The sequence below is a fragment of the Virgibacillus flavescens genome (assembly GCF_050574275.1).
GTDB lineage: Bacteria > Bacillota > Bacilli > Bacillales > Amphibacillaceae > Virgibacillus_F > Virgibacillus_F flavescens.
Genome location: NZ_CP192260.1, coordinates 1,795,062 through 1,807,567 on the forward strand (window position 1 = coordinate 1,795,062; position 12,506 = coordinate 1,807,567).

At 36.7% G+C, this 12,506-nt stretch carries 13 protein-coding genes and 1 riboswitch; of the genes, 10 read left to right on the forward strand and 3 right to left on the reverse strand.

Going from position 1 to position 12,506, the window contains the following annotated elements:
* Positions 1 to 195: 195 nt before the first annotated feature.
* The 8 genes from VBD025_RS08480 to VBD025_RS08515 all read left to right on the forward strand — a co-directional run bounded on the left by VBD025_RS08480 (position 196) and on the right by VBD025_RS08515 (position 8,895).
* On the forward strand, positions 196 to 1,014 hold the full coding sequence (locus VBD025_RS08480) for a sulfite exporter TauE/SafE family protein (RefSeq protein WP_430784442.1): 819 nt from the start codon (positions 196 to 198) through the stop codon (positions 1,012 to 1,014).
* A 12-nt stretch (positions 1,015 to 1,026) separates the two neighbouring features.
* Positions 1,027 to 2,427 carry a bifunctional metallophosphatase/5'-nucleotidase gene (locus VBD025_RS08485; protein WP_430784444.1) on the forward strand — a complete coding sequence of 467 codons (1,401 nt, stop codon included), beginning with the start codon at positions 1,027 to 1,029 and terminating at the stop codon, positions 2,425 to 2,427.
* Between the two features lie 69 nt (positions 2,428 to 2,496).
* Positions 2,497 to 2,799: a YunC family protein gene (locus VBD025_RS08490; RefSeq protein ID WP_430784447.1), complete on the forward strand. Its 303-nt coding sequence runs from the start codon at positions 2,497 to 2,499 to the stop codon at positions 2,797 to 2,799.
* 441 nt (positions 2,800 to 3,240) lie between these two features.
* A complete protein-coding gene (locus VBD025_RS08495; protein ID WP_430784449.1) occupies positions 3,241 to 4,326 on the forward strand; it encodes an HD-GYP domain-containing protein in 1,086 nt (361 codons plus the stop codon).
* A 61-nt stretch (positions 4,327 to 4,387) separates the two neighbouring features.
* On the forward strand, positions 4,388 to 5,179 hold the full coding sequence (gene yunB / locus VBD025_RS08500) for a sporulation protein YunB (RefSeq protein WP_430784451.1): 792 nt from the start codon (positions 4,388 to 4,390) through the stop codon (positions 5,177 to 5,179).
* Positions 5,180 to 5,220: 41 nt separating this feature from the next.
* A riboswitch (Lysine riboswitch) is annotated at positions 5,221 to 5,397 on the forward strand.
* 116 nt (positions 5,398 to 5,513) lie between these two features.
* A complete protein-coding gene (locus VBD025_RS08505; protein WP_430784453.1) occupies positions 5,514 to 7,067 on the forward strand; it encodes a Na+/H+ antiporter NhaC family protein in 1,554 nt (517 codons plus the stop codon).
* 195 nt (positions 7,068 to 7,262) lie between these two features.
* The gene (locus VBD025_RS08510; protein WP_430784455.1) at positions 7,263 to 8,786 is read left to right on the forward strand and encodes a sodium-dependent transporter; all 1,524 of its coding nucleotides are present in this window, start codon (positions 7,263 to 7,265) and stop codon (positions 8,784 to 8,786) included.
* Between the two features lies 1 nt (position 8,787).
* Positions 8,788 to 8,895 (forward strand): methionine/alanine import family NSS transporter small subunit, encoded by a 108-nt coding sequence (locus VBD025_RS08515; protein WP_430784457.1) that lies wholly within the window; start codon positions 8,788 to 8,790, stop codon positions 8,893 to 8,895.
* Positions 8,896 to 8,937: 42 nt separating this feature from the next.
* Here the strand turns inward: VBD025_RS08515 and VBD025_RS08520 are convergent, their stop codons facing one another.
* Positions 8,938 to 9,900 (reverse strand): M23 family metallopeptidase, encoded by a 963-nt coding sequence (locus VBD025_RS08520; RefSeq protein ID WP_430784459.1) that lies wholly within the window; start codon positions 9,898 to 9,900, stop codon positions 8,938 to 8,940.
* Positions 9,901 to 9,915: 15 nt separating this feature from the next.
* Positions 9,916 to 10,479 carry a YhcN/YlaJ family sporulation lipoprotein gene (locus VBD025_RS08525; protein ID WP_430784461.1) on the reverse strand — a complete coding sequence of 188 codons (564 nt, stop codon included), beginning with the start codon at positions 10,477 to 10,479 and terminating at the stop codon, positions 9,916 to 9,918.
* 163 nt (positions 10,480 to 10,642) lie between these two features.
* Between VBD025_RS08525 and VBD025_RS08530 the strand changes: the two genes are divergently transcribed.
* A complete protein-coding gene (locus tag VBD025_RS08530; RefSeq protein WP_430784463.1) occupies positions 10,643 to 10,918 on the forward strand; it encodes a YutD family protein in 276 nt (91 codons plus the stop codon).
* A gap of 22 nt (positions 10,919 to 10,940) precedes the next feature.
* Here VBD025_RS08530 and VBD025_RS08535 read toward each other — a convergent pair whose 3' ends face one another.
* Entirely contained in the window at positions 10,941 to 11,228 is a 288-nt protein-coding gene (locus VBD025_RS08535) for a hypothetical protein (protein ID WP_430784465.1), read from the reverse strand.
* 492 nt (positions 11,229 to 11,720) lie between these two features.
* Between VBD025_RS08535 and cpaB the strand changes: the two genes are divergently transcribed.
* Positions 11,721 to 12,479 carry a Flp pilus assembly protein CpaB gene (gene cpaB, locus VBD025_RS08540; RefSeq protein WP_430784467.1) on the forward strand — a complete coding sequence of 253 codons (759 nt, stop codon included), beginning with the start codon at positions 11,721 to 11,723 and terminating at the stop codon, positions 12,477 to 12,479.
* Positions 12,480 to 12,506: the final 27 nt, after the last annotated feature.

Sequence of the window (12,506 nt, forward strand, 5' to 3'; positions counted from 1 at the left end):
ATCCACTTCCCCCACAATACAATCGGTAACATGTAAAATACAATCCACCCAGCCCAAAATACACGCTAAACCACAAGCTGACCCACCTCATGTAAAGAAAAGTGATTCCCACACCCAATAATTAGAAATGCCCTTTCATGCGTGCTAAAATAGGTAGTACTAAATGTTCGCGAAGACGGAAGGGATTTAATTCAGATGGTATATCTTATTTGCTTGTTAATTGGTTTATTAACCGCAATGCTAGGGAGCTTGGTTGGCCTTGGTGGCGGTGTGATTTTGGTTCCAAGTTTGTTGATATTGCAACAGTATTTTGGTGGATTTGAATGGGCAACCCCGCACACGATTGTTGGCATATCGCTGGTCGTCATGGTTTTTACTGCGCTTTCTTCAACGATTTCGTACTTTCGAAAAGGGCGAGTTGATTATAGAACTGGTCTGATTTTTTTAACTGGTGGAATACCTGGTGGTGTCTTGGGTTCATGGTTAAATCAATTTATTAATGCAGAGAAATTCACGCTGTATTTCGGTTTGCTGATGATCCTTCTTTCACTATTATTTTTAGTAAAACGGAAATTACCATCTGAAGGAAAAGCAATCCAGGGCAAGAACGTTCGTTCATTCCAATTTGATGGCAAAACGTATCAGTATACGGTCTCTTTTTGGTTAGCGTTTCCCATTGCTTTGATCGTTGGAACGTTGTCCGGTTTATTTGGTATTGGTGGCGGATCGATAATGGTACCGATGATGATTCTACTATTTGGTTTTCCTGCTCATATCGCAATTGCAACGTCCATGTTTATGATTTTTTTCACAAGTTTACTTGGTGCAGGAACACATATTATGCTAGGTCATGTTGCTTGGGAATATGCGATATGGTTCATACCAGGTGCGTGGTTAGGTGGAACGTTCGGTGCAAAAATAAACCAAAAATTAAAAGGACAGGCACTGGAATGGATCTTACGAATTTTATTAATCATAATTGGAATACGTTTAATTATTGATGGATTAATGTAAGGGGTTATTAACATGGAGGAAAAGCTGTTTTTTTATTATACAAATGATTTACATAGTAACTTTGAACAATGGTCAAAAGTTGCTGGATATTTAAAGGAAGCAAAAGCTAGTCGGAAAGCAGAGAATCAATCTTGCTGGCTGGTTGATATAGGGGATCATGTAGATAGGGTCCACCCAATTGCTGAGGCATTTATGGGGAAAGCCAACGTCCAGCTGATGAACGATTTAGAGTACGATGTGGTAACTTTTGGGAATAACGAAGGAATTACGCTCGATCACGATGATCTTTATCATCTATACGATGATGCTAATTTTAACGTTGTTTGTGCTAACTTCAAAAACCTAATAGAAGAAAACCCACCATGGGTTCATCCAAGTATAACGATTCGTTCGATAAATGGTGTGAGAATAGGTGTATTAGGTTTAACAGCACCGTTTAATGCATTCTATGAGCTACTGGGCTGGCACATCGCTTCACCATTTGACGTGCTGGATTCCTATGTGGACGAGCTTGCAAAACAAACAGACGTTATTGTACTGTTGTCTCATTTAGGTATAAATGAAGATCAGGAAATTGCTCGCAGGTATAACGATATTGACGTCATAATTGGCGGTCATACCCACCATTTATTGCGCACCGAAGAAACGGTTAATGATACGATCATTACTGCTGCAGGAAAGCATTGTGCATTTGTTGGTGAAGTGGCATTGACATGGGACCATGATTTAAAAAAACTGGTGAAAAAAGAAGCGCATGCGATTGATATTACCCACAGGGCTAAAGATTTACAAACAGAAGAAAAATTGAATGACTTGATGGTACAGTCTGACAAGGTTCTGCAAGAAAAAGTTGTTTCACTAAAAGAAACAGTTGATGTGAGTTGGTTCAAGGATACTCCTGTAATGGAAAAACTTACAGATACATTAAGAGATTGGACAAATGCTGATTTTGCCATGTTAAATGCTGGTGTCTTGCTTGACCGTTTTGAAGCTGGAGATGTAACGCTTAAAGACATACACCGTATTTGTCCACATCCTATTAACCCTTGTGTTGTGACATTAAAAGGTGATGAACTGATCGAGGTTATTCGCGCTTCCTTCACAAAGGAGTTTATGGAATTAAAGCTAAAAGGATTTGGATTTCGCGGAGAAGTTCTTGGCAGAATGATCTATTCCGGTTTAGAAGTTGAAACAGAAATTGGAGAAGACGGACAAGAACATGTCAAAGAAGTCACAACAAACGAAATTGCGATTGATCCAGATAAATTATATCATGTTGCAACAGCGGATACCTTTACGTTTGGAAGACTTCTTCCTGAGGTAGCTAAGTCTGAAAGTAAGACATATTTTTTACCTGAGTTTCTGAGAGATTTGTTAGCTGTTACCTTAAAGAGAGAATATGGAACTGCTTAAACAACTGTAGCAAACGGCCTTATTCTGCATACACATATATGGTGATGGAGAAAAGGAGGCAATACATGAATGATTACTGTAAATCCTTTAGAAATTGACGGTATGTTTTTTAATGCAATAACAGTCGAACTTCCGAAAACAAATTTGCTCATGATCTCGAATGATATTGGTTATATCATGTGCGGTGCGCTCGACGTAGATCTTTTAAATGAAAAGTTGGCAGCACGTAAGGTTATTGCTGGCCGGGCAATAGGGGTTCGAACAATTGATGATTTATTACATGCCCCTCTTGAAAAAATAACGGATGCATCAAAATCTTTTGGCTGGGAAGTAGGAATGACCGGTAAGGAAGCGTTGAGTCGAATATCATAGTCAGTATGTCTTCCATTATGGAAGGCATTTGTTTTATGTAGAAACTAAAATATTTTCAAAATTCTATAGTATTTTTTGTGGAAATTTGTTAGAATTTTTATACTTAGTAAAAAATTATTTTCGCGTTAAAGTCTTGTGGTTGCTGAAAAAGTGGATTTTGCGAATTCGTTTCTTATAACTTAACGTAGCATTATCGAATATACGAAGACTCCTGCGGGAAGTAAGAGATCGGTGAGACCCTGAAGGACGCTAGTCCGAAGAGGCTCGACACTCGCCCGCGGAAAGCGAAGTATATTCGATAATGCGATGATAGATACATCCAGTTTGTATAATATTTTACTTTTTTAGTGATCACTTAAGTTTTGGTGATAAACCAAGTTTTCTAATGAACAATTGGTATCATAGTTAGTTCGTTTGATGATACACAGTTAGGAGAACCGAATGAGATTAGCAAGTACGAAATTACTTAAACCTGGTACTACTGTAGGACAGGCCATATTAAACGATAAAGGTAACGTTTTAATACAGAAGGGGATAGGTTTAACCGCTCAAATGATTAGGCGTCTTATCCAGCAGGGAGTAACCTATATCTATGTAGAAGATGAACTAACCAATGATATTCAAATTGAGTCGGTTATCTCAGAAGAATCACGAATTGATGCAACAAATACAGTAAAAGATACTTTTTATGATATTAAACAAAAAGGGTTTAGCAACCGATCTTATATATTAGAAAAGAAGAGCACACAGATAACAAATGTAATTGAACGACTGCTTGATGAAATTATGCACAGAGAAAACGCGTTATCTTTGCTGTCAGATGTGTTTGTAACGGATGATTATATTTTTCAGCATTCCATAAATGTAACAATTTACTCGCTAGCGATTGGTACGGAACTTAAATTACCAAGGAGTAAACTGGTGGAAATTGGTATTGGTGCTATGCTGCACGATATTGGTAAAATCTTTATTGATCAGGATATATTAAAAAAGACATCTAAATTGTCGTTAATGGAATATGAAGCAATAAAATGCCATACCCAATATGGCTATGATTTTCTTAAGAATCAGGATAACCTTCCTTTAACTGTGGCACATTGTGCATTCCAGCACCACGAAAGACTTGATGGATCAGGTTATCCAAGAGGAATATGCAATCAGGAAATTCATCTTTACGGAAAAGTGCTGGCGGTAGCAGATGTATTTGATGCTGTTACAAGTAATCGAAGCTACCGGGAAGCGATGCTGCCTCACGAAGGTCTGGAAATTCTGTACGCAGGTGCTGTGAACTTGTTTGATAAAGAAATGGTGGAAGCCTTCAAGAAAAGTGTTGCTGTGTACCCAAATGGATTAACAGTTAAATTAAATGACAATCGGTTGGGTGTGGTAGTCAGACAACATCAGCATTTATGTGATCGACCAATTATTCGCATAACAAAAGATGAAAGCAAATCGTGCTTTTCACCATATGAAGTTGACCTATCGAACAATCTTTCCACTACTATAAAAGCCTGTTTCCAAGAATAAGTATAAAAAATAAATTCTAACCCCCTTAATACAAGCATAACTTGTGTTAAGGGGGTATTTTATGTTGATGCAGCCAAGAAGTATTAATTTCAAAAAGAACCGCACACCACCTCCAGTTAAGTACATATTAATAATCACCTGTATTTTATTCATTGCTATGGTGTGGTTAATCATTTGGTTTGTAGGTGAGCGTATACAGCCGACTTTGATGGAAATTGCAGAGCAAAAGACAATTGAATTCGCGACACGTACAATAAATGCTGCAGTAAAATCCACTGAGGGAGTTACTTTCGATGATCTTGTGAACGTTTATAAGGATGACCAAGGCAATATTACAATGGTGGATTGGAGTGGAGAAGAACAAAACGAGATATTAAGAAAAGCTACCGAGCGTGCGGAATATTTTTTGTACAATATGAATAAGGGCGAGACAGTAGATACAGATGACCCAGACCTGCCCCCAATTGACTACGACGATTCTGCAGATGATTTAGCTGATAAAGATCCAACGGTTGTAGAAATTCCTATAGGTCAAGCGTTTGAGAATACGATTCTGGCAAACTTAGGTCCAAAAATACCAGTTAATTTCGAAATAGTCGGTGCGATTGAATCTGATTTGCAATTGGATACCGAAAGCCTTGGAATTAATACAACAGTATATGAATTATATGTTCTTGTTACAGCAAACGTTCAGATTGTGGTTCCTTTCTCAACCAAATCAGAAAAGGTAGAAACAAGAATTTATATCGATTCGAGAACAATTAATTCAGAGGTGCCGCAGTATTATGGAGGGGATGGAGATCGTAATCCGTCTATCGCCATTCCACGTAACGACTTGCAAGATAAGAGATAACTTAGTATACTTAAAAAACAAATTAATAAAAAACCTCAGATCGGTGAGGTAGAGGAGCATTTAGGAAGAGTAGCCAATTGGAGAATGACAACTGTGATTATTGGTGAAAGGACTGTATGCCGAAGCGTAGTGAGGGTCAAACTTATTATTGCTGGGACATTTTTGAACAAAAAGTGTACTGTCATGTTCAAGATTGTGCATGGAGGACTACTGATCGAATGGAGGATAACGTATATTGTGAAAGCAATGATGAGTTATTTTCTATCATTGCTTTTTTGTGTCCTTTTTTACTGTATCTCCGTGCACTTTCATAAAAATTATGGAGGTAAAAGACATGGAAGGAACGATTTATTCGTTAATACCAGCATTACTCATGCTTGTATTAGTACTACTGACAAAAAGAGTTCTATTATCACTTGGTTTAGGGATACTTATTGGAGCTCTGTTTATCCATGACTTTCACGTTGTGGAATCGCTGAATGAAATCTGGGTAGTTTTTTATCAGATTTTCTATTCTTCAGACGGCTTTAATAGAGGGAATCTATTATTATTAGGTTTTCTGTTGCTTTTAGGTATCATGACAGCTTTTTTAACAGCTTCAGGAGGCAGTCGGGCGTTTGGTGAGTATATGGTAAGAAGAGTGAAAACTCGCACTGGTGCCCAGGTAATGACAGCAGTTTTAGGAATAATTATATTTATTGATGACTATTTTAATGCTTTAGCGGTTGGCCAAGTAGCCCGTCCACTTACTGACAGATATAAAATTTCTCGGGCGAAACTTGCCTATTTTATTGATTCTACGTCAGCACCTGTAACGGTAATGTCACCAATCTCAAGTTGGGGAGCATATATTATAGGTGTAATAGGAAGCTTATTAGTGGCAAACGGAATTTCGGATATACAACCACTCGAAGCATTCGTGAAAATGATTCCATTAAATTTCTATGCTATTGGTGCTTTATTACTTGTGTTTTTTATGGCATATCTAAAAATGGATATTGGCCCAATGCGCAAACACGAAGAGCGAGCAATTAAATCAGGAGAACTTGTAGATCCTGATGAAAATATCCCGGGAGATTTAGATGAAGTATTTGAGTCGCATAAAGGTGGTAAAGTATATCATCTAATTTATCCAATCCTTCTTTTAATCGTTGGAACAGTTGGCGCAATGATTTATACTGGCTCCAAAGGAAATGACGATATAACAATATTGTCTATATTTGCTAATACGAATGTCAATTTATCCTTATTTATTGGTGGAGTGCTTGCAGTAGCTTTAGCATTAACATTCCATTTGCTGCAAGACCAGCCAAAGGCCAAGAGTGTAAAAATATTTAGTGAAGGTCTTAAAACAATGCTTCCAGCAATCTATATTTTACTATTGGCTTGGATGATTGGTTCGGTAATTGATACGTTAGGAACTGGTGACTATCTTGCACAGTTAGTAGAACGAGCGTCCATTGATTCAGCGCTATTGCCGTTTTTATTCTTTATTATAGCTGGTTTAATGGCGTTAGCGACAGGAACATCATGGGGGACGTTCGGAATTATGCTGCCTATCGCAGCAGAGATAACAGTAATTACAGATGTTTCATTATTGTTACCTTCACTTGCAGCAGTACTTGCAGGTTCGGTATTTGGAGATCATTGTTCACCGATTTCTGATACTACCATTCTCTCGTCAACTGGTGCAGGATCAAACCATATTGCACATGTAATGACACAGCTCCCATATGCATGCCTTGCAGCAGCTGCAGCAAGTGTCAGTTATCTTGTGATGGGCTATACAAGCAGCGTATGGCTTTCGTTGCTATTAACGATAGCATTAATACTATTAATTAGTTTCTTTATTCATTTTATAAATAAAACCAGATCCAAGAATATATAAGATTAAGGCAGATTGTCCCAGACAATCTGCCTTTTAATTTGGTAATATTCAAAATTGCTTTGACATGGTACAAATGTACCGTTATAATACAAACATAAATATCTGAAAAAAGTAAAGATTTATAACATTCCTTCGAAGCTTTTTTCATAGAAATATAATAGAGAAGGAATAACTAGAAAAGGGGAGGCAAAAAAAATGGAGACAAGGTCTCAGTGGGGAACAAGAGCAGGGTTTATTATGGCTGCTGTTGGATCTGCAATTGGTCTAGGTAACATATGGCGATTTCCAGCAGTAGCATACGAAAACGGTGGTGGAGCATTCTTTATTCCTTATTTATTCGCTTTATTAACAGCAGGTATTCCAATTCTTATTATGGAATTTACAATGGGGCACAAGTATAAGGGATCTGCACCATTGGCTTACAAAAGAATTAACAAAAAAGCAGAATGGGTCGGCTGGTGGGCAGTTTTAGTAGCATTTGTTATTTCAACCTACTACTCAGTAATTATTGCCTGGGCAATATCGTACTCTATATTTTCTTTTAACCTAAATTGGGGAGAAGATACGGAAACATTTCTGTTTAATGATTATTTAAATTTAGCAGACCCTGGACAAATTGGCAGTTTTGTACCTGGCGTTCTTATACCTTTAATTATCGTATGGGTCGTAGTATTAGGAATATTATTTAAAGGTGTCAAAAAAGGAATTGAAGTTGCAAACCGAATCTTTATACCAGCATTAGTAATTATTTTTGTTATTATTGTAATTCGTGCACTTACATTACCAGGTGCGATGGATGGCCTAGAAGCCTTTTTCGCTCCAGATTTTTCTAAAATTCTAGATCCAGGTGTATGGGTCGCAGCTTATGGTCAAATATTCTTTAGTTTATCTATTGCATTTGCAATAATGATAACGTATTCAAGTTATCTTCCAAAGAAATCAGATATAACTAATAATGCATTTATTACTGGATTTGGTAATTCTAGTTTTGAATTACTAGCAGGTATTGGAGTTTTCTCAGTACTTGGCTTTATGGCTAATCAACAAGGAGTACCTGTAGGGGAAGTAGTAAGCGGTGGAGTTGGGTTAGCATTTGTTGTATTCCCGCAAATCATTAATGAATTTCCTGCACTAAATGGTCTCTTCGGATTCTTATTCTTTGGATCATTAGTGTTAGCAGGTCTAACTTCATTGATGTCTATAACAGAAACCTATGTAGCAGGTCTTGTAGACAAATTTAACATTTCAAGAAATAAAGCAGTAATATTTGGTGGCGGTTTAGCAGCTGTTCTTTCATTATTGTTTGCCACACAAGGCGGTTTAAATATCCTTGACGTAGCAGATTATTACATCAATCAATTCGGTGTTGCTTTTGTTGGATTAGTTGAAGTAATTCTAATGGCTTGGGTTTTCCGCAAACTTGGTCAATTTAAAACACATGCTAATGAAATTTCAGATATAAGATTAGGAGCATGGTGGACAGTAAGTTTAAGCGTAATAACTCCAATTGTTTTAGGTTGGATGATGATTGGGTTGTTTGCAGATAATTTATTGAAAAAATTTGAAACCGACTCAGGTAACTATGGAAACTACTCTGATTCATTTATAATGTATAGTGGTTGGACTGTAGCAATTGGTGCCATTGTAATTGCTATTCTGTTATCACTCAGCAAGTGGAAAGCAAATAAAACATTTAACGATTCAGAAGGAGGCAACTAATATGAGTGGTGGCGCTATTTTCATCATGATTCTAGGTATAGTTATTATCTGGGGCGGACTAGCAGCAAGTATTATGAATGCCGTTGTAAAAGCTAAACAAGCAAAATAATTTCAAAAGCCATTGTGATTGTTTAACAATCACAATGGCTTTTTATTTTTTATCCATTCGCTGCCATTTTTTCAAATATGGATAGGGATCGAAAGACCATTCGCTATAACCGTTATCCTTGTACATACCGTAATGCAAGTGCGGAGGAAACTTACCGGATGTTCCTGGAGGTCCATAGCCTGTTGAACCTACATATCCAATAACATCACCAGGTTTTACAATCTGCCCAACTTTAATATCGTCCTTATAATTACTTAAATGCGCATAATAATGATAGATGTTATGCACATCCCGAAGTCCAATACGCCATCCACCAAATAAGTTCCATCCCATTAATTCGATTACACCATAAGTAGTCGACCTGACAGGAGTGCCATAGTCAGCAAAAATATCTGTACCCTCATGTATCCGTAATCCTCCAAACCCCCTCCTATTGCCCCATGTGTTGTTATAACTATAGTTGTAGTTCGACGGCATTGGAAAAACCCTGTCAGTTAATTGTATATCATTAAATTTATTAAACACACGAGCGTTATTCATTATTGACTTTACATTTAAATCACGCTTATATAAATTCCATAAACCAATTTTAATATCAGATTTTGAATAGCCATATTGCTGAAGGAAATTACCCATTGTAAATAATACATCTTCAGGATTTTCCGGATCAGCTTTATTATCACCATTCCCATCCATACCAATCCCGTTAAATACAGTAATCATATTAACATTTTTATTTGAAGTATTACCCATCCCATACCACCTAACCGGATCAATCGAGATAGAGATAATTCGGTCAGAAGGTATATTCTTTTGTGTGTTCCGTTCGTACTGATCGATTGCAGCAAAATAATACCACGGAATTAACGTAAGCGCTTCTGTTTTTTTATATAATTCCATTCGCTGTTTATATATGCTTTTGTCTTCTTCTGCATGTATTAAACCAGTACTAATGTTAAGGGAAAGAAATACAAGTAAAACACAAAGTATTCGATATACGTTCATTGCAGCATCACCTTGTTAGTTTTCCTCATTATTAATTCCTTGAGGAGATTTCTTCATTTGTTCAATTATAGAAGCTATCGTATTTCTATACGTGGCTTCTTGCGTATTATTGTTGTGCAAACTCTGTATGTCCTGAATTAAACTGCTATTTTGAGAAACATAAACTTCATAATAACGAGGCATAATAGCCAATGCGGTATGGCTCGCAATGTCTGCAGCAGTTGCATCTTCTAATTCATCACTTTTTTCATAAGCGATTAATACTTCTTTATCTGTAACCAACGTAGCAACTTCATTGAATCCCTCTGTCCGCAGAATAATTCTTGATATCATATCAGCGTATTTATGTCGATCCATTGTCATGTTAGGATAATTTTCATGATCATTTTTCAGCTGGTCCTGATTATAACGAACAAAACCAAGTCGATTCTCTTCCTCATATGATTCTGGAGTCTGATCATTTCTTGCTGGATCTAATTCATTCCTGATTTGTTCCTGCTCCTCAGCCTCTTGACTTGTGCCACAGGCAGCCACAAATAGTATACATAGTAAAAAAACAAACCTGTACTTTTTATACATTGATTTTCCCACCTTTCCTGAATGGTTAATATGGCGTTATTTTGCTACAGGAAAAAATTTTCATTCATACCGATTCATAATAAGCATATGTAAATTAAGGATAATCTCTGGTTGAGAGGTAGAAGTTTATGGTAAACTATAACCATTCAAAGGGGTGAAGCTGGTGATTGAATTACATGGTAAAACGTATGAGATCTTAGAAGATAATAAAAACGGATTTGACGCGGAAAGACTAACAGAACGCTTCTCAGAAATATTAACGAAGTATGATTTTATAGTAGGCGATTGGGGATACGATCAGCTCAGACTTAGAGGCTTTTACGATGATCAAAACACGAAAGCTGCATTTGACTCTAAAATCAGCACACTCGAGGACTACCTCTATGAGTACTGTAATTTTGGATGTGCATATTTTGTATTAAAAAAAATAGATAAGTAAGAGCAGTAGTTCTCAAGTGGAACTACTGCTCTTTTTCTTCCTCTGGTAAAACTTCACCTTCTTCATCGTGTATTGGATGAAAAGGTTCAACATGCCGCGGTAAATCACTATGCTGTTCCTTATCCGGATAAACAAATGCACTCTGACGCCTTTGCCCCTCTTCCCATGGTGTCGACTTACCTTGCACAGGTTCATGCTCGTTAAAAGGAGAGCCAACCGGGCCTTCAGGAAATTCCTCAGGTATCAATTCATTTCGCTGCTTCTGCACATTATCAACTTCAGAGTAATTTCTTTTCTTCTTTTTTGCCATTTTCTTCACCCTTTCCTGTTATAGGTTTTGTGCGAACGCAGATATTTATACGTATATCTCAAACAAATAGACTTCTGTCTTTAAATGAATAGTAAGTTGTGGATAAAAACGCAGGATCAGTAAGATTCACCATTGTTCTTACATCAACATGGTAAAGCGATAAACCGTTTACAGATAAGGGACAAACATAAAAGCACATCTTTAATTCAGGTTCAAACTACTTTTTGTGAAAAAATCAAAAAATGAATAGTAAGACCTACTAAAAAATTAATTTGGTATATTAATCCAATTAAAAAGATCTCAATATAGGCTAATATAACTACATAATAACTAATTTATGTAAAATAATTCCGCTATTATGTACTAATATCACCGATTTTCATTAGGTGAAATTGACAATATGGTAAATTGTGTAATTATTTATAGTGAGATGGGGTATATAGTTATAAATAATTATTTATTGGCTTAAATAACGAAAAGAGGTTTGAAATTATGCTCGAGTCAAAGCGGAAGGCAATTATATTTTTTCTAATCGCTCTAGTGTTAGCGGCATTGTCAGGTTTTTTAGTTCTAAAGAAGGTTCAGGCGTTAAATAGTAACTTGGGGACGATGGTTGAGGTAGTTGTAGCTAATAAAAGTATTTCTTCCCGAGCGGTGATTACTCCTAATGATATTGCTACTGAAGAGATTCCCAAAAAATATGTGAGGGAGGAACATATCACAGAAGTGAATCAGTTAATAAACAAAGTTTCGGTTGTTCCACTATCTACTGGAGATATTATTACTTCTAATATGCTGAAACAGGCTTCTGCTGTTACCGAAGCAGACAGTCGGCTTGTATCAGTTATCCAGTCCGAACGAGTTTCCTTTGATGAAGCATTACAGCCACTTGATCGCGTTGATTTAATTGTTTCACATACTTTTGATGGCGAACCTGTAACTGAAGTATTTATGAAAGATATCAAGGTTGCACGTACAACCGAAAATGATAAGGATTTTATTGGTGTACAGTTAGAGATTCCGTTTAAAGATGTCCCGAGATTAGTACATATGCAGAACTATGCAGACAGCTTACGCGTAATAAAATCAAACGTGGCACAGCAAAAAAATGAAAATAAAACAACTGAGACCGATTCAGAGACAGAAACAGATGAAGCAAAACCAGCATCTGAACCTAAAACTGAAGAAAAGAAAGCAGAAGAAGCAAAAGAAGGGCCAAAAGAGGAAGAAACAAAAAAGAAAAAAGAATAGCTGAGAAGACTCTTGATTGCTGGAGGA